Origin of the sequence: Pseudonocardia xinjiangensis (genome assembly GCF_050948425.1) — a bacterium.
Lineage (GTDB): Bacteria > Actinomycetota > Actinomycetes > Mycobacteriales > Pseudonocardiaceae > Pseudonocardia > Pseudonocardia xinjiangensis.
Genome location: NZ_CP192009.1, coordinates 5081318 through 5099215, shown reverse-complemented (window position 1 = coordinate 5099215; position 17898 = coordinate 5081318). Strand labels below are relative to the sequence as shown.

The window sequence follows — 17898 nt, the reverse complement described above, 5'->3', positions numbered from 1 at the left end:
GGTCAGGGGGAGCAGGGTGCGCCTTCCCGGGATGTCCAGCCGGGTCGGGTCAGGCCAATGGCGGTCAGTCGCGTGTCAGTTCCCGTTGCTAGGTCACTGACCGGGATAGACGCCCCGGTTCGCGTCAACCGCCACCGTGGCAAGACGTTCTTTCGGAGCCACTCCAAGGCAGCCCCATGGCTACGGAGCCGGCGCTTCCCCATCAAGGACGCTGAGGTGGACGTGATCGTAATGGCCCCCGGTCGCGTCGTTCGGGTCGTAGATCCCGCCGCCGGTGTAGGGCCGTCCCCAACCGTCAGTGTCGGGCGTATCCGGTGACCAGAATCGCCCCTGCCAGATCACGTACTTGACGCGAAGAGCGGTGGCGTGTGCGCGAAGCCAGGTCGCGAGCCTCCAGCCGTTCTGGAGGTCGTCACCCGCTGGGAACTGACCTGCGGTGGCCGGGAAGTAGTCGCACGCGGCACCCTGGGGGTGATCGCTGTCGGGGTTCCAGCCGTGTTCGTCCCAGCAACCGGCAGAGCGGATCGCTGCGTCGGGTCCGGGTTGTCCGAAGGCGCGGGTGATCTCGTCGTAGACGTGCCGGGTTGCCGGGGTGAGGCAGCGGCCGCCGGTGGGGTCCGCAGCAGTGCAGGTGGTGCTGGCCCCGATGAATGGCGTGGGTGCGGGGAGGTCGGTGATCGAGACGGGTCCGGCGGGGGCGCTGTACTGCTCGACGAGCGCGTGGACTCGCTCGATGTACGTCCCGATGAGCTCGGCACAGGACGCGTCACAGTTCGCTTCGCCGGCACGCGGGACGCCGGTGGCCGACCCGGTGAGACGACCACAGCCGGCGATGTGGCAGACCAGCATTCCGTCCAGAGGTGTAGTCGGCTTCGCGGTGGCCTGTAGGTGCGCTGTCGCGGCGCGCAGGTTGCGGCAGATCCAGGGAATCGCGAGGCGGAGATGCTGCTGCGGCTGAAGAATGTCGGCGTCCGGGGGTGGTGGTGTGCTGGCCCAGCCTGCTCCGCCGGCGTCTTGCCAGTTCGTCTCGTTGAGCTGGTAGAGCCCAGCGGCACCGCCATTGTGATCGGTGCTGAACGCTGCCGGGTTCCAGCTGGACTCGGCCTGGACGTGGGCGATCACCCAGACCGGCGGGAGCTCGGGACAGCTGGTGCTGGTGACGGCGGTGATGGTGGCAAGGGACTCGGCGGCGAGCGCGGGGATCGCGGCGGTGTTGATCCCATTGGACGATCTTGTGCTGCTGAGACCACCCAGCAGAGCGCCGATGAAGAGGATGGGCACGAGAAGTGCCGCGACGAGTCCACTGGCGACGATGAGGATCGTGCGCATGTGGTCAGCCGGTCTGATCGGGTGTTCTCGTCGGCAGCGTCGGGACTGGGGTGTGTCCGTTCAAGGCGCGGTAGCGCTCGTTGTGGGTGCAGTCGGCGAAGGGGCCGAGCGGGGTGAGCAGTTCACGCAGGCAGGGGTCGAGGTGGTCGCGGATCCAGATGGACATGGCGGCGCCGGGTTCGGGAGCGAGCTCGGTCCAGGCGCGGCGGAGTGCCTCGAGACGGAAGACGGCTTCGGGGTGCTCCCACCACAACGGGCACCAGGTGAGCTCGCCGCGCAGAGGTCGGGCGATCACTGATGTGACGGTGTCGTGCACCCAGTCGATCAGAGCGTCGGTGTCGAGCTGTTCGTCATCCTCAGTCAGGGCCTCGGTCGGCGGTTCAGCTAAAGGCATGCTGCTGAGAAGCTCGTCGAGCTGGTCGGATTGGTGGGTGCGCCAGGCCTCCAGCGCCTGAACACGTGCGCACAGCTCGGCGATCAGCCGCTCGTCGGACCTCGTCATCGGGGAGCTCCTGTCGGACGGTTGACGGGGTTTGAAGGGCCGAGCGCTTCGGCGGCGGCACGTTTCAGCTCGGCAAGCGCGGTCTCGGCGTAGTCGCTGATGTCGGTGTGCTCCCGCTCGCGGTACCAGGGGTGCAGATGACCGAGGCCGGGGCGGCGTCCGGTGGACAGCAGGACGGCTCGGTCACGGGGAAGGGCCCGGAGGGTGGAGGAGGGCATGATCGGTTCGCGGGCTTGGGAGTACTGGCGGGATGTGCGGCCACGGTCGACGCTGGTGGAGATGCGCAGCACGTAGTGGTCGCCGATGAGGCCGGAGAGGCGTTGCAGGAAGCTGTGATCGTCGACGCCGGCACCGATCACCTTGATCGTGGCGGCGGACCACAGGGCTTGCATGCCTTGTTCGCCCCACACGCCCACGCCCTGCTGGTAGCTCTGGAGCATGGTGAGGACCTGGATGCCTCGGGAGCCGTAGTGGCTGTAGAGCTGGGGCAGCGCTCGGATCGGGCAGATGTTCGCGGCTTCGTCGAGGACGGCGACGACGGGCGGTTCGAGCCGGCCGCCGGATGCTTGGGCGAGAAGTTCGGCGATTTCGAGGATGCGGTCCACGAGCGCGGTGACGACGGGTGCGGCGGTACCGGCGCCCTCCTTGGAGAGCAGGTGGACGGTGGCGCGCCCGTCGCGGGCGGCGGCCAGCAGGTCCCACAGGTCGAGCTCGGCCGGCCACTGGTGCTCAGGTGGATCGCGCCATGTGTGCGGCGGGGTGATCCACCGGAGGAGACGCTCGGAGGTGAGTGCTTTGGTAGCGGTGCGGGCGGTCTGGAAGATGCCCTTGGTGGTGACGTCGGCCCCGGAGAGGGTCGCTTCGAGGTCGGCGGCCTCCATGCCGGCGCCAGCTTTGTCGAGGGCGGCGATCGCGTCCCGGCGGCCGGGCTGTAGCCACGCGACGACATCGCGCAGCGTCCCTCCGCTGATCGCCGCGGCGAGCAGGGTCGCCGTGAGGACCTGCTCGCCTGCCGCGTGGAAGAATGGGTCGCGTCGGTCACCGCCAATCGTGCCGATGAAGTGGCCGGCGAGCCGGGATGCGGCTTCGACACGTTCGGCCGGATCGGCGTCGGCGATGCTGCGCAGCGGATCCCACCACCAGGTCTGCGGAACGTGGGCAATGTGCTGCGGGTCGAACGTCCACACCGGACCTGCCTGCGCGCGCAACCCGGACGTGAGGGCCCACAGGTCTGCCTTGTTCGACGTCGCGACGGCGAGCCCAGGTGCGGCAAGCACGGTGGGGACGGCCAGCGCGCTGGTCTTGTTCGACCGCGGGCCCATGATGACCAGAGCGACGTCCTCCCAGGACATCGCGACCGGCTGCTTGTCGATCGACATCAGCCGCAGCCCATGGTCGGAGGGTCCGAACTCGCGCGCAGTAGGACGCAGTGCGCGGGCCCGCCGAACGGCAGCGGTGCCGGTCAGCTCGCCCAGCTCGGCGGAACGCAACATCGCGCGTTGTGGGTCTCCCGGTTTGTGCCCGGCGACGAGGCGGCCGATCACGAACGCTGGGCACACCTCGATCATGAGTATCAGGACGAAGGCGCTGTAGAAGGTGGCTGTGCTGGCGTTTGGCGCGAGTACCGCCGCGGCGCCGTCGCGGACCAGGAGGACCAGCAGCTCGAGGTCAGCTGCAGGAGCGACCCAGACGCCGGTGGCGGCGAACGCGGCGACTCCGGCAGCCGCCCACGTGTCACCGACAAGGAGGGCCACGGACCCGATGCCGCCGAGCAGTAGCAGCGGTGCGGTTGCCTCACGTAACAGTCCCGGCGTCACGGCTGATCCTTGTGGAAGGCACGGTCGGTGTCGTGAAGCGCGATCTCGGTGGGCGTGAGGGTGAGCGCGATCGGGAGGCCGACCCGTTGTCCGGACTTGATCAGGTACTTGCCGCGCCCGGGGTGGATGCGGCCGGCATGCCAGGTCGGGGGAGCCGCCCAGGATGTGATCAGCGCAGCCTCGCCGTGGCTGAGCGCGGTGATCCGCCGCAGCCCGTCGAGCTCCTTCTCGGCCATGCCTCCGAGGAGCAGAACGCCGTTGCGTGAGGCCATGCCGCGGGCCTTCGCGCGGTCGGATTCGGTTGGGAGGGCTTCGAGGTCGTCCAGGGAGTGGGTGACCTGGAATGACACGACGCCACGGTGGCGCCCGAGGCGGGTGATGCGATCGGACCGTTCGACCAGACCCGGTGCGACGCGCAGGGCGCGCCACAGCTCGTCCTGCACTTGCACGACGTTCCGGCAGTGGTCGCCAAAGGCAGCGGCGTCCGTCAAGGCGGCCGACCACGCCCACGAGCAGAGCATCGCGGCAGCGACGACATCGTCGTCATCGTCGTCCAGCGCGCTGATATCAAGGGAGAGCGCCGGGGTGGCGGGGTCGAAGCTCGCACTGCTGGGTCGATCGAAGATGCCGCGGATGGCGCCCTCGCACAGCAGGCCGAGTGCGTTGGTCAGCGACCGGGTCAGCCGCCGGTAGTCGATGTCGTCGGCCGACGCTGCAACCAGTTGAAGGGGAGACGCGCCGGACAGCAGCACGGTGAGCACGTCGGGGATGACCGGCTCTCGGCGTTGCACGGCGTCGACGGCGATGTCGAGCGCGGCACCGAGCAGCCGACGTTCGGTGACGTCGGGCTCGTCGCGTCTGACGATCGTGATCAGTGCCTCGAGAAGGGACAGCCGCCGGGCCCGCAGGGTCTCGATCAGGCGGGTGCGGTCGGCATCCGGTGCGGTCGTGATCGCGGTGCGTAGGGGGCCGGCGTCGAGGGGGTTGAGCGCGTGCAGGCCGCGGCCGATGTGCCACACCGAGCCGCCGAGTGCCGTTACCAGGGGGCTGTACTCGCCTTTGACGTCTCCCGGGATGACGGCGCGCATGCCGAACCCGACGAGTCCAGTGAGCATGCGTTTGGTGATCGAGGATTTCCCGATGCCGGGTTGACCTTGTACCCAGACGCCGGTGTTGGAGACCAGACCGGTGCGCAGCCAGTGTGCGGGATCCAGCCCGACTGGCTCAGCAGTGTGCAGATGCCGGCCGATAGGGACCCCGCGCACGTCGCTGCCGGATGGAGTGGCAAAGGGGAACAGCCCGCAGACCTGGCTGGTGGTTCCGGCGAAGTGGTGACCGCCTTCGACGTGGCCGGCGCGTCCGCCGCCGCGGACCGGCCATCCCCAGGCGCGGGGAATCGGCTCGTGATCGGGTGTGGTCATCATGTGGTCCCTCCGTGGTCAGCGGCCGCGGCGGTGGGTAAGCAGGTCGGCCGGGTCGATGCCGACTCCGAGTGCGGTGGCGAAGCCTGCGGCCTGGGCACCGCGCAGCCGGCGCAGCCGCAGCTTCGACTGGCCGGCGCGCTGCTCGACGTCGGCGACGGCGGCAGGCAGGTCGTCGTCGTGGGTCACGGTGGTGCTCACGTAGAGGGTGAAGCGGCCGACGCCGGCGCCCTGCGCCTCCTCTCTCGCGGACTGGAGAGCGCGGGATCGGTCGTCGCGTTCGCGCTGGGTCTCGTCGCGGCGAGTGCGCTCGGCCCAGGCTCGGCGCACCTGACCTGAGGTGACCTCGGCTTCCACCTTCGCTGCGGCCTGGTCGGCCGGGTAGGGCTGGTAGAGCCATGTCGTGCGGCGGGGGAACGGGCCAGGTGCGAGCAGTGGGGCGAGAACGCCGGACCCGACGGCTTGCCGCGGCGCTTCCCGCAGTGCCCACGTGACGGAGAGTCCGCCCTCGTGGCGGTAGCTGTCCCAGCGTTCACGGGCTGCGATCGGGCCGGCCTCCTGCCAGGTGCGGACGGAGTCGGTCTCGCCGAGGCGGGTGATGTCGGGGCGCAGGTGTGGGTCGAAGGCGGCGCGGATGCGGCCGGTGATCCAGCCGGTCGAGGCTCGGCCGAGGACGGCGACGCCACACGAGGCGAGGCTGTTCTCGATCGCCGGCAGGCGGCGCCCGACTTCGACGGCGGCGGCGAGGAGGTCGGTGGGGCGGGGTGTGGCACGTGCGGGGTCGAGGCAGACCGAGACGCGGGTATCGATGTCTGCGGTTGTTGCCGGGGTGAGTACGACGAGCTCGTCGAGGATGCGTCGGGAAAGTGGTGGAGCGGTGGGATCGAGTTCTCGGGCGACGTGGTCGCGCATGGTGGTGCCACCGGCGGGGGCGGTGTCCACCGTGACGGCAATGTGGCGGATCAACGGCAGGTAGCCGAGGTCGGCAAGCAGGGTGCCCCAGGAGGCGACCCAGGTGTCGGCGCGGTCGGGGTCGGCGAGGTCCAGGCCGATGGGAGAGCAACGCAGGACCGCGGTCAGCATGCCGGTGCGACGGTGCCACAGCAGGCCATGTCGCCCGCCGCGGCCGTCGTCCACGTCGAGGGGGCGAAGCGGGGCCAGCACTCCGGGCAGGTCGGCCGCGCGGGGATGCTCGGTCAGTACCCCAGCGGACAGCTCTGTCCATCCCGCCGCTTGCGCCCGGTGGAAGCGCGCTCGACGCAGCACGACGTCGATGGCGCTGACACCGCCGATGCGGACGACCACCGCGGCAATCACGATCGCCGAGGTCGCGGCCAGCGGGATGGTGGCGGCCGGGACGGCGGACACGGCCAGCAGCGGGACCAGGACGGCGCAGAAGAGCACGATGGTCGACGTTGTTGACAGCGATCCGACGCCCCAGCCGCGCTCTGCGCGCCAGTTCCCGTAGAGCCTGGGCCCGCTGTCGACGCTTCGCGAGTGGTCGAGGTTCATTCGCGGTCTCCCGCATCAGGCTTCCCGAGCATCTCGCCGGCGGCGCCGCGGGCAGCGGTCGTTGCGGCTATGCCGGCTGCTGCTGCCGCGCCACCCAGCCCAGCCGCGCCCAGCCCGGCAGCGCCCGAACCTGCGCCGGTTGTTGCGCCAGCCGCGGTGGCGCTCGGCCCTACGGCGTCACCGGCCGCACCGCGGGCAGGTGCGGCATCGGCGATGGTCGCATACGAGCCGGGCCCGCTGGCCTCCATCGTCGCGGCACGTCCCACGGCTCCCGCTGAGCCGTAGCCCTGAGACATGGCGATCGCGCCTGCGGCGCCGAGGAACCCGGAGCCGCTGCCGCCTCCGCCACCGATCTGCGTGCCGGACCAGGCGAAGAACTTCAGAAGTATCGGCATCGCGAGCACCGCCAGCAGCAGCACCATGATCCCCGTGATCATCGTTGCCGTACTGCCTGCGTCAGCCGCGCTCGGCGAGGACAGGTAGGAGAAGCCGATGTAGTAGATGAACGCGGCCGCAGGCTTGTAGGCGACCATCGCGATCAGCCAGACGATCAGCTTGTCCAACCAGCCCCGGGTGGAGCGGGTCAGTGACCCGGCTGCGGCCAGGGGCAGCATCGCCGCCAGCACCAGCAGTCCGGCCTGGCGCATCGCCATGAGCACCCACTGCACGAGTGAGAGCACCGCGGCGATCAGCGAGACGAGCAGCACCAGGAAGGAGGCGTCGCCGTCGATGAGGACTTGTTGCATGAGGAGGGCGAAGTTGTTCGCAGCTCCGTCGAGTAGCTGACTGGCCAGGGCGTCGCCGGCGCGCAGCGCGCTCTGCAGAATGGCCAGCCCGAGAGCCGAGACGATCGCGTACCGGATGAGCCCGGTCGCCACCATGATCAGTGGCTCGCCCTTGCGGGAGATCACGAGCCGGATCGACTGCACCAGCACGGAGCCGACGAGGATGATCAGGATCAGGTCCCGGGTGGCGCCTTGTGCGGCGACGACAGCCGGATCGCGGGGGTCGACACTGTCGGTCTCCACCCACCACGTCGCGGTGGTCACCACGAGCTCGGCCGCTCCGCGCGCGACCTCGCTGATCATGCTCTGCAGCACTGACCCGAACGCCTGGCCGGCCTGGCAGCCCAGGTCGAAAGTGCCGCACTCGTCCGCAGCTTGCAGAGGGGCGATCACGGCGTCGGTCCCAGCAGGCGATAGCCGGAGGTGCCAGTTTGGATGCTGGGGCGGGGGAGTGGAACGCGCAACTGCCAGTCCTGTCCCGACCAGCGCATCGTGGCGTCCACCCGGGACAGCCCACCCCGTGCGCGGGCTTGCGGGGTGTCGGCCAGCAGCGAGACCACGACGAACTCGCCCTGGGGGTCACCGGCGATCACTCGGAAGTACATGGCGGCCGGAACCGTGACGTCCTGGGGTAGGGCGTCCGGGCGGGGGAGGGCGGTGAAGATGCGTTCGCGTGCACGTGGCACGTCGCCCCAGCACTGCTCCTCGAGTGTCGGTGCGACGACGTCTGCTCCTGCTGCCGGCGCCGTGCGCGCCCCGATGTGGGTTGCGGCAAGGGCGGCGCCCAGCTCGTCATGGCTGAAGCCGGTGGCCAAGCCGTTGACTTCATGGGACGGACCGTGCTGCGGGGACGAAGCCGCTATGCCGCCGGGCACCGCCACGAGGACGACCTCGTCCGACTTAGGTTCTTCGGGACTGGGCGTGGTCGAGCAACCAAGTGCGACACCGAGCACCGCTGTCGTGGCAACGGCCGCTGGGAGGATCCGCCTGGTCATATCTGAAAGGCCCCCACCAGCAGCGCAGCAACCGATGCCAGCGCGAGGCCGCCAATCACCCAGGCCGACCCCACCAGGCCCTCGTAGGCGGTGGCTGAGCGGTTGCGGCGGCCGATGATGAGCATCAGGGCGCAGATGAAGATCCCGAGGATCCCGGCGACGATCACCCCCCACTTGAGCCACCCGAGCAGCTCTCCCGCCAGCTCGTTAAGGCCTGGTGGAGCGACAGGGGGAGGGTCGGGAATGGCAGATTTGAGCACGATCATGGTGTCCTTCCTCGAGTGGGAATTGCGGCCCGCCCGGGCGTAGCCGGGCGGGCCGCGGCCGGGGAGCGGCGCTCCAGGGCGGCGGACAGGTCGTGGAGCGCGGCGGCGTACCGCCGCAACGCCCGGGGCACCTCGGCCCGGGGGAGGGTGAGCAGGCCGCGGACGTCCTCGAGCGGCGTGGCGAGGTCACGCCATCGGCGGACGAAGGGCAAGACGACCACCGCGGCCGCATGCGGCTCCAGAAGACGAAGCCGGGCGCTCACCGGGCGGCTCGGTCCCGACGAGTCCGCCGCCGTGACCGCCAGCACCGGGTGGCGGCCGGTCGCTGCGGCCACGAGCTGCGCCGCCCGGCCCGCGCGGATCAGCGAATCCCCGGTGGCTCGGCATACCAGCACGCCCACGGGGCGCCCGGCGAACACGCCCCCATCGGAGGCGCCGATCGCGGTGGCAACAGTGGTGGTGCCGACCCCGCCGGCGACGCCGGCGACAGACAGCCGGCCCCGACGCACTGCTCCGCCACGGTGTCGCACAGATGGCGACTCCTTCGCCCCGGCAACAACGCTCACCGGCCACCTCCCTTCGTGTCGGGGGAAGCGTCGGGTCTGGGTGCGGTCGCAACGTGGCAGTTGGCGCGTTCGCCTCGTGGCCGTGGAGGTGACCACGGAGCACGACATGAGGGAGCAACGCCGACTCGCACACTCGCGCCGACCACTCGAGGGAGCCGGCATGACGAGTCGACGATTTGTTCTGCCCGGTCCTTCCGGGCGTGAGGAGCGTCGGTGGCAGCAGGTGGAGAACCTCTGCTGCCCCGTTTGTCGTCGCGCCGTGCGCGCGCAGCGACCGGGCTACTGGCGGATGGCTGACGGCCCGGTGCCTGACTGGTCACACGCTGATGGCCGCGCGCTGTGCCGAATCAGGACAGATGACGGCACGAGGATCGCCGATCCCGTCCTACGGCATGCTGCTGCGCGCGCCACCCGCGCCGTGCCACAACGGAATCGTCGGGAGGGGCCAGCGGCTCCTCAGGTTTCCTAGCGGTGGACGTTCCTGCGCGATTCATACGGTCAGGTCAGGCGCTGATCGATCGGGCGATGTGACCCAACGGCATTCCCAGGTGTAGAGGTCCACCGGCCCGGTCGGTGGGCGACCTCCGGAAAAGACCTGCAGCGCCGCCGCAACGCTCGGGGCCGTCCTGCTCGGGCCCGGCACGACCGGCCGGTGCGTCCCGCGAACGCGGGGATTTCGGTTCCCCAGCCTCGGCGCGCCAGGTCTCGGTGCGTAGTACCGAGCGCCACTACCGACCCGTGCCACGACCGACGCGAGGGGCCCGGTCTCGAAAGCCGAACCGCACCTGGGTCACCAACTTCACACCCAGTAACTCTCCGGACACGCCGGGGCGGTTCACGTGTCCGCGCAGACCAGAATTGGGCGCACCGAGGGCGTGTACGTCTCGCACCACTTGTGTCGAAGCTGTGGTGCGCAACTGGGTTGAGGCCACATCGGCAGGGCACGTTCGATCTCAGCAAGGACCCGGAGTTCGCTGCGAAGGTAGCGGATGTCGTCGGCCTGTACCTGGATCCGCCGGGAGTGTGATCGTGCTCTTGGTTGACGAGAAGACCTAGGTCCAGGCCTGCGGAGTAACACGCCGGAGTACATCGCATGGCCGCCCGAATCGCGACTCGACGAGCCACGTTTCCAGACACCGCCCATCGCCTGTGCCCGGCCGGTGGTCACCCCTTGATCGGATGTGGCAGGTCCCCCGGGAGCAGTTGCTGAGGGATCTGGGCGAATTTCCAGCCGGTTCCGTTGCGGGTGAAGGTCCAGACGACGTCGAACCGGTCGTGTGGCCAGTGCACGGGCGGTCTCGGGTACACCTCGCCCAGATGTCGGACGATCTCCTTGATCGAGCCGTGGTGCCAGGCCACCACGGTGGTGCCGCCACGAGTGCACAGCTCGGCGGCCAGATGCTTCTCTTCGCCGTGGGCGAAGCGGCACACCACGTCCAGCCCGAGCCGGGCGGCCAGTGGCGTGACGGTCTGGACGGAGCGCTTGCTGTGGCCTTCGGCGTAACCGGTGCCGTAGACGGCATCGGGTCGGCGCAACCCCGAAGGTGGATCTCCCCAGGGCGGGGCGAAGAACCCGACCAGGGCCCCGGCCCGGATCCAGCCTCCGAGAGCTAGGGAATGTGGGTCGCGTTCCCCGTCGGCGGCGATGCCGTGCGGGCCCGTGGTGTCTGGCTTCTCCGCGTGCCGGATGATCATGATCATCGGCGGGGCGCCGGATGGATCCCCCGACGCAGCAGAAAGGTCCCCGCCGTCGGTCATCGGAAGGCTCCTGGGTGGAGGGTCGTGCTGCCCACGCGCGTGTCGCTCGGTCGTGGCGCGGTCGGTCGCGGCGGAGGGGTCTCCAGGACGCCGCCGCGGCGCAGGTACTCGGTGCGGTTCGACAGCTGGATCAACGCCGGCTGGTGGGTGGTCATCACGACCGTGCGGCCCTCCATGAGCCGGGTCAGCGCCCGCACCACCAGTTGCTCGGCGGTGCTGTCGAGCCCGACGGTGGGCTCGTCGAGCAGCACCACCGGGGAGTCCATCAGCAGCGCCCTGGCGATGCCGACCCGTTGGCGTTGACCACCGGAGAGCCCGATTCCGCCGGTGGCGATGCTGGTGTTGAGCCCGTCGGGCAGACGATCGGCGAACTCGGTGACCAGCGCGGACTCGGCGGCCTGTTGCACCTCGTCGTCGGTGGCGTCGGGGCGGCCGTAGCGCAGGTTGTCCAGCAGGGTGCCGGAGAACAGGAAGGTGTCTTGCAAAACCATGGCGACCTGCTGGTGCAGCCAGTGTTCGGGCACATCCGGTACCGGGTGGCCATCCAGTAGCACCTGCCCCGTGGTCGGGCGGTAGAGCCCGCCGATCAACCCCAGCGTGGTGGATTTGCCGGCCCCGTTCTCGCCCAGCAGCGCGATCCGGTCCCCGGCATCGATACTCAGACTGAGCCCGTGAATCACCGGGCCGCGACCGTAGTCCAGCCCGACGCTGTGCAGCTCGATTTCGCCGCGGACCCGGCCTGGCAGCCCCTTGGCAGGCCCGACGTGGGCTTCGGGCTGGTCCAGAATGGCGCCGATCCGCTCGGCCGAGGCAGCGCCCTCGGTGAAACTCGGGGACAGCTTGGCCAGGTCCTTCATCGGCTTGAGCATGTTGGCCAGGTAGCTGGTGACCACCACCAGCACCCCGACCGACCACCAGGTGTGCAGTGCGCCCCAGCCACCGACGAACAGCAGCAAGGCGGTGCCGATGGCGGCGACCGACTCCAGCATCGGGGTGAACCTTGCGCTGAGATCCACGCGGCGCAGCCCGATGTCCAGCAGCGAGGCGTTCGTGGTTCCGAACCGCTCATCCTCGGTCTGCTGGCTGCCGAAGGCGTGAACGGTGCGGATGCCCTGCAGCGACTCGGTCACGAACCCGGTCAGCCTCCCGACCGCCGCGCGCTGCTGGCGCGCGGTCGTACGGGTCAACCTCGCGTAGCGGATCGCGGTGAAGAACACCAGCGGGGTCGCGCACAGCGCGATCAGACCCAGCCGCATGTCCACCGCGATCATCACCGCAGCCACGCCGACCAGTGTCAGCACGCCGGGCAGCAGGGTGGAGAACATCGAGACCAGGCTGGTCTCGATGCGACTGGTGTCGGTGATGACCCGGTTGGTCAGCTCACCGACCGCCTGCTTGTCGTGATAGCCCTGCGGCAGGCGCTCCATGTGGGCGAACACATCGGCGCGGATGCGGGCGGTGATCCGTTCCCCCGCACTGTTCAGGATCAGATCGCCGAGGTAGTCGAATACGCCGGAGAGGACGGTGAACACCAGCACCGCCACCGCCGCGACCGCCAGCATCGCCAACGGCGTCCCGCCGAACCCCCTCGCCACCTGATTCAGCGGTCCGCTGCTGTTCCCGCCTCTGAGCAGGTCGTTGATCACCAGGGCCAGCGGCCATGGAGCAGCCAGGTCGGAGAGCAGCTCCAGAGCCCGCATCAACACACCCAGCAGCAGCGGCCGCAACTCGGCACGACCGTAGTCGCGGAAGCGCCACAGCTCCTGCAGAGTGCCGATGTCCTTGCCCGACGGCCGGGGCGCCCCTTCTGCGTAGGCCTTGCTCCTGCCGGAGGGCCCGTTGGCAGATTCGTTCGACACCGCCGGCGACGTCGAAGGGCCCGCGCTCATGGCCGCACCTGCACATGCTCGTCCCGCGATTTCGCGCGGTCGCGCCGTCGCCCGCGCCCAGCCCCGATCAACATGTTCGCAGCCCGCGGGTAACTAGCCCCGCCGACGCTGTCCCGAACACGGCAGAAAAATTGATCACAGTCATCCACTCTGAACCTGTTTCTCACGCTCGATATGTCGACTCGGACCTCGGCTGCCATCTCGAGATCAAGCCAATGTGAAGCTACGCGGGCGACCGCGCCCGGGTGTCTTATAGCGTCCGCTACTACAAACAGGCGCTCGAGCGGACTCTGTTCCCTCGACAGGCAGCTGTACTTGTCCGTCATTCGCAAGGAAATTTATATAGCGACGGCCGGAGCGTCCGAAGTCGCCGAAGATCTTGCGCTCAGACTTTCGGTTCCACTCTCGTGGAATCTCGCTAGTGGTGCAGCGTTCAGCTCGTCGTCGCCCGCGCCAGTTGCAGCGACCGGTCTGTCTGAACCTCAATTGGGATCAAACCTGTTGACCCGAAGAACGCCCACAATGTGGAGCGCCAGCCGAAGTGCTGATCCAGCTAACACGTCCAACGGCACGCCCAGCCCGTTGACTAGGCTGAGCGCGTTGAACATCGTGACGATCGCCCATGCGTATCAGGGTCACACCTAACGCGATGCAAGCGATACAAGCGATACAAGCGTCGCAGTGCATTAGGGCTGCAGGCGCAACCCCACCGATCGGTCCTTACCTCAATACGGCAAAAACCTCCGTATCGTCGCATTTCGTATGGCGGAACCACGGCTCCTCGCGTGGGGGAAGATGAAGGTCAATGATTGCCATGTACGAACTCTAGAACGCGGTCGACAATGAGTCAAGACTGGTATCGAAGCTCTATTTATCGCAATTCGCCGAGTGATCTATCCGCTACATGAATCAGTTCGATCAGCCAAGGGATCCCGCAGGCCGGACCGAGAGCTCACGACCGGCAAAAACCACCCGAAGCGCGACGCCAGGACGATGTGACGCCGCAACAATGCAGGGAGACTGAATCTGTCGATAACACGGAATCCGGCCATATGACCCAGGCAACTCGGCCTAATGAGATGCTCTCAGCAGGCATCGTGTCTGCCGTCGGCGACAAAGGCACTCTGAACGAGCGGGCAGTGATGGCATGGGTGTGGGGTCCTCGATAGGAGTTCTTCACCACAAGCTCCATCCCAGGACGAGGACTCCAGTGATCGCCTATCGAGCCGTGCTCGAGGTGCCCCGCGAACCGGTCACTGTGGTGACCGGCTTACTGCGCGCCGAACGTCGAGCGCGGTTCCCGCCGCGGGAACAGGGCGCTGACCTGCTGGTGTCAAGCGATGCTGGTGCTGGTCTGGTAGCGCAAGCGCGAGGAGATGAAGGTGCTGGCCGCCGGGTTCGGCGTCGCCCGAGCGACTGCCTCCCGCTACCGCGACGAGGTTGTCACCACGCTGCACGCCCACGCGCCGGACCTGCACGAGGCCCGGCGCCAAGTCGCCGAGCAGGGCTGGTCCACGTCATCGTGGACGGCAGGGTGTTCCGCACCGACCGCTGCGCCGAGACGGTCACCACCGCGAAGGGCACGACGATAACAGCTGGTACTCGAGCAACCGCCCCGCATTCGGCGGGAATGTTCAGGCCGTGATGCGGCCGGACGATGTTCCGAGTTAGACCTCCGAGCTGGTGCCCGGACACGAGACACGATCACAACCACACCACCGCCCGCGCGAGGACGTCCTTGGCGCCCTGTCTGGTCGGCCTCGCAGCTCACCTGCCCGCGCTCGCCGATTCCGGCTACAAAGGCGCTGGTCACGGCGTCCCCACCCGATCAAGCATCCCCGTGACGGGAACGTCCTGTTCGCGGACAACCAGACCTACAACGCGCTGCACCGCCATAGGTCAACGCGGCTTCGCCCTGCTCATCACTCGCTGGCGCGCCCTCCAGTGCATCACCGCCAGCCCATCCAAGAACGGCCATTTAGTCGCCGGAGCGCTCCTACTCAGCGATTTCGATACCTGCAGCTACGCCGATCTTGCTGGAATCACCTCACTGCCGCGTCACCCATCCGTCGGGTTGAGGCCCCGCCATCTCCGATCCGGCCGCCTGACTGGTCCGAAGATTGCACTGATGGCTCAGCTCACCCGCCGGGCGCCCGGCGCCGCAGTATCCGTGCGATGAAGCCCGCAGCCTGCTGAGCTTTTCCGCTCGGTCGGCTGGCGCGGGTGAGGACTCGGATGGCGATGATCAGTTCGGTGGCTCAAGTGGGGCAGGACCGGTTGTTGTGGAGGAATTTCTACCTGTTCAGTCCGGCGTTCGCGCGCTCACCCGGGCCCCGCTGGCGGGCGTGCATGGCGTTGACGTGCGCCGTGATCGGGGGAGGGGTGGCGCGGCCGCGGTCAGGGGCCGCCACGAGCAGACACATACCGGCGCGGTGGCCGCCGCGCTTGGTTTACAGGCCTCATGAACTCGTTTAGTGTGCGATCGACGGAATCATCCGGCAGACTGCGGAATCGAGATGCGGGCGTCGGTGTCGAGGTCCACGTCGAGCGCGTTGAGCATCAGCGCGAGGCCGGACCAGCGGTGGATGAGCATTAAAACCTCCATCGTCGCCTCGTCGCCCAGAACACTGCGGACCCGTTCAAAGAGTGCTGCGGACACTTGTTTGGTGTTTATGAGTTCAGTAGTGAGGCGCAGGACCGCGAGCTCGGTTTCGTCGAAACTTGCGCAGTCGAGGTGGCCGGACGCAAGGGCGACGAGTTGAGTGGCAGTCAGCCCGGCCTTCTCGGCGATACCACTGTGCTGGGCAACCTCGTAGGGCGAGCCCATCAGGTGACCGGTCCGCAAGATCACCAGCTCGCGCAAACGGGCGCTTACGACAGGACTGGTCAGTGCCGCGCGGCCGGCGACCATCCAGCCGGTGAAGACATTTTCGGCGTTTGCGAGCGCGCGGTAGACGTTGAGGTTGCCCCGTTCAACGGTGAGCTCGCGAGCTTCCTCGGTCATCGATTCGGTGCTGCGATAGGGAAGGCGCGTCATGTCAAAGGTCAATTCTCGCTCATACCTGCAGGTGGGAATTACTGTCGATTTCCAGGTCCGCCGCATTGAGAACCAGGGCTAGTCCGAAGTAGAGGCTGACGATCATGAGTAGTTCGGTGATGGCGTTTGTCCCTAGGATTGTCTCGACCGCCGAGAACGTGTTCTCAGTCAGATGCTTCGTGGTGCACAGCTCCGTGATGAGTGTCAGAACGGCGAGCTCGGTAGCGTCGAACCCTGCGTCCGGCAGGTCATCGTCGGCGAGGGCTTCAATCTCCCGATCGGCGATACCGGCCCGGCGCGCGACATCGACATGCTGGGCTATTTCGTAAGCCGAGTTCTGCAGGTATGCAACACGAAGGATGACCAGTTCCCGCATGCGGAGAGAGAAGGTCGGACTGTTGAGGAGCTCGTCGGTCATCCTTGTCCAGCCATCGAACACCCGGGGGGCATTTGCTAGCAGGCGGAAAACGTTGAGGTCACCTCGGCGGACCGTGAAATCCCGGGCCGCCTCTGGTATCTGCTCGATTGGTTTGAGCGGGATGCGAGACACCGTTCGTTGCCCCTACTCCGCGGTTGAAGCCGGGTTGAGAACGAAGGTCCATTCGACAGTCTGAAATGGCTCGTCGACGGCCGTCCCGTCGGGCGCAGCTTCGCCGGCCTCGTGTTCGATAAAGTCAGCGACCAGGGCGCGCTTTGCGCCGAACACTGCGTCGGACGTGAGGTATGGATCGTCAGCTCGGAACAGCATGGTAATCAGTGAATCGTACCCTTCGGCTTGGAACCAGAAGTGGATGTGCTCCGGCCGCATGGGGGAGCGGTCGGCGGCTCGCAAGATCTCCCCGCACGGGCCGTCTGTGGGTACCGGGTAGTACCGCGGGGCGATCGAGCGGTACCAGAAGCGGCCATCCTCATCGGTGGTCAGGAGCGCACGCATGGCGAGGTGGTTGTGCAACTTTTCCGCCTGCTGCACGTCGTAGAATCCTTTGCCGTCGCTATGCCAGGTATCGACGTGCGCGCCGGCGATCGGGTTGCCGTGCGTGTCGACGACTCTGCTGGTGAAGAACATTGGTATGCCATCGACGCCCCCCGAGATGTCGTCGCCATTGTTCGCTGCAGGGCGGCCCTCGACGTAGAACGGGCCGAGTAGCGTTGAATCAGTCACTGAAGATCCCTTGGAGTCCTCGTGGTTGATCAGGTCAACCAGCACGCTGATCCCGAGGATGTCGGACAGCAGCACGTACTCCTGGCGAGTGTCACTGCTGATCTTGCCGACCCGGACCAGGAAGTCCATCGCGGTGAACCACTCGTCGCCGGTGAGCCTCACCTCGCGAGTGAAGTCGTGCAGGTGCTGGACCAGAGAGGTGAACACCTCCTTGGTGCGCGCATTCTTGCTGCCGTCGAAAGTCTTCTGCACCGCAGCGGTGATCGAACTCTCAGTCAAGTCGATCGACATGACCTCTCCTTGGGCTGTCGAGCCGTTCAGCATGCTTGATTGCACCTTTCTCGGTGTTCAGTCGGCCCGTGCGCCAAACTATAAACGGCACACGTGTGGCTTCGCGTTCAGCGTGACCCGTCCCATTGATCATGCGGACGCTGCGGGACTGCCTCAGAATAGCTGAGGTAGTCCCGCAGACAGTAGTGACGCCAAGCACAATGCAAACAGAACAAGGTTGTAGACGTGGTGCCGTGGTCACTACCCCACCTTCTGCCGAATTGGGCGCCGCCATCTCCGATCCGGCCGCTCCGACAGTCACCTGGTGTGACGATGCAGCATTAATCTTGAAGTACGATGAATTCCATCAAGAATGGTGATAAGTCGTCGCCTGAACGAGATTGTTGACACGTCGGTCTGGCTGTCGGGTGATTCGTTCACCGGGTAACCTCTTCGTGTCGCCTCCCGCAAACATCCCCCGGCCTTCGCCGGGCTGCATCAGCTGTGCGCAAGCCGTCCAAGCCGTCCTCGGTGCGCCGTGTCACTGGCTGAATCATGAGCGACCCGGCCAACCTGGAACGAGCCAATC

Annotated in this window: 14 protein-coding genes and 1 pseudogene; 1 reads left to right on the top strand and 14 read right to left on the bottom strand. The window is 67.4% G+C overall.

The genetic code is table 11. The features are described 5' to 3' along the window. Nucleotides 1-180: 180 nt before the first annotated feature. The 9 genes from ACQPZA_RS24060 to ACQPZA_RS24020 form a co-directional block, all read right to left on the bottom strand. The gene (locus ACQPZA_RS24060) at nucleotides 181-1329 is read right to left on the bottom strand and encodes a transglycosylase SLT domain-containing protein (RefSeq protein WP_433273984.1); all 1149 of its coding nucleotides are present in this window, start codon (nucleotides 1327-1329) and stop codon (nucleotides 181-183) included. Between the two features lie 4 nt (nucleotides 1330-1333). Continuing rightward, nucleotides 1334-1831 carry a DUF4913 domain-containing protein gene (locus tag ACQPZA_RS24055; RefSeq protein ID WP_433273982.1) on the bottom strand — a complete coding sequence of 166 codons (498 nt, stop codon included), beginning with the start codon at nucleotides 1829-1831 and terminating at the stop codon, nucleotides 1334-1336. After that, nucleotides 1828-3648, bottom strand: a complete 1821-nt coding sequence (locus ACQPZA_RS24050; protein WP_433273980.1) for a type IV secretory system conjugative DNA transfer family protein — start codon at nucleotides 3646-3648, stop codon at nucleotides 1828-1830. The genes ACQPZA_RS24055 and ACQPZA_RS24050 overlap by 4 nt, the downstream gene beginning before the upstream one ends. Next, a complete protein-coding gene (locus ACQPZA_RS24045) occupies nucleotides 3645-5072 on the bottom strand; it encodes a hypothetical protein (RefSeq protein ID WP_433273978.1) in 1428 nt (475 codons plus the stop codon). Before ACQPZA_RS24045 ends, ACQPZA_RS24050 begins: the two co-directional genes overlap by 4 nt. A 15-nt stretch (nucleotides 5073-5087) precedes the next feature. Continuing rightward, on the bottom strand, nucleotides 5088-6581 hold the full coding sequence (locus ACQPZA_RS24040) for an SCO6880 family protein (RefSeq protein ID WP_433273976.1): 1494 nt from the start codon (nucleotides 6579-6581) through the stop codon (nucleotides 5088-5090). Beyond that, entirely contained in the window at nucleotides 6578-7759 is a 1182-nt protein-coding gene (locus ACQPZA_RS24035; protein WP_433273974.1) for a hypothetical protein, read from the bottom strand. Before ACQPZA_RS24035 ends, ACQPZA_RS24040 begins: the two co-directional genes overlap by 4 nt. After that, a complete protein-coding gene (locus tag ACQPZA_RS24030) occupies nucleotides 7756-8181 on the bottom strand; it encodes a hypothetical protein (RefSeq protein WP_433273972.1) in 426 nt (141 codons plus the stop codon). Before ACQPZA_RS24030 ends, ACQPZA_RS24035 begins: the two co-directional genes overlap by 4 nt. A 176-nt stretch (nucleotides 8182-8357) precedes the next feature. After that, nucleotides 8358-8627: a hypothetical protein gene (locus ACQPZA_RS24025; protein WP_433273970.1), complete on the bottom strand. Its 270-nt coding sequence runs from the start codon at nucleotides 8625-8627 to the stop codon at nucleotides 8358-8360. Further along, complete coding sequence (locus ACQPZA_RS24020) at nucleotides 8624-9136, bottom strand: hypothetical protein (RefSeq protein ID WP_433273968.1); 513 nt, start codon at nucleotides 9134-9136, stop codon at nucleotides 8624-8626. The genes ACQPZA_RS24025 and ACQPZA_RS24020 overlap by 4 nt, the downstream gene beginning before the upstream one ends. A 964-nt stretch (nucleotides 9137-10100) precedes the next feature. Here ACQPZA_RS24020 and ACQPZA_RS24015 point away from each other — a divergent pair. Further along, nucleotides 10101-10246 (top strand): annotated as a pseudogene (locus ACQPZA_RS24015) (IS630 family transposase); the annotation flags it as partial. A 111-nt stretch (nucleotides 10247-10357) separates the two neighbouring features. On the opposite strand, the gene ACQPZA_RS24010 reads toward ACQPZA_RS24015, so the two are convergent. From ACQPZA_RS24010 to ACQPZA_RS23990, 5 genes are all read right to left on the bottom strand, one after another. Further along, entirely contained in the window at nucleotides 10358-10951 is a 594-nt protein-coding gene (locus ACQPZA_RS24010) for a hypothetical protein (RefSeq protein WP_433273966.1), read from the bottom strand. Beyond that, nucleotides 10948-12678, bottom strand: coding sequence for an ABC transporter ATP-binding protein (locus ACQPZA_RS24005; RefSeq protein WP_433273964.1), 1731 nt, complete (start codon nucleotides 12676-12678; stop codon nucleotides 10948-10950). The genes ACQPZA_RS24010 and ACQPZA_RS24005 overlap by 4 nt, the downstream gene beginning before the upstream one ends. Nucleotides 12679-15331: 2653 nt before the next feature. Further along, nucleotides 15332-15877, bottom strand: a complete 546-nt coding sequence (locus ACQPZA_RS24000) for a carboxymuconolactone decarboxylase family protein (protein WP_433273962.1) — start codon at nucleotides 15875-15877, stop codon at nucleotides 15332-15334. A 19-nt stretch (nucleotides 15878-15896) separates the two neighbouring features. Further along, entirely contained in the window at nucleotides 15897-16427 is a 531-nt protein-coding gene (locus tag ACQPZA_RS23995) for a carboxymuconolactone decarboxylase family protein (protein WP_433273960.1), read from the bottom strand. Nucleotides 16428-16439: 12 nt separating this feature from the next. Further along, nucleotides 16440-17330, bottom strand: a complete 891-nt coding sequence (locus ACQPZA_RS23990) for a dioxygenase (RefSeq protein ID WP_433273958.1) — start codon at nucleotides 17328-17330, stop codon at nucleotides 16440-16442. Nucleotides 17331-17898: the final 568 nt, after the last annotated feature.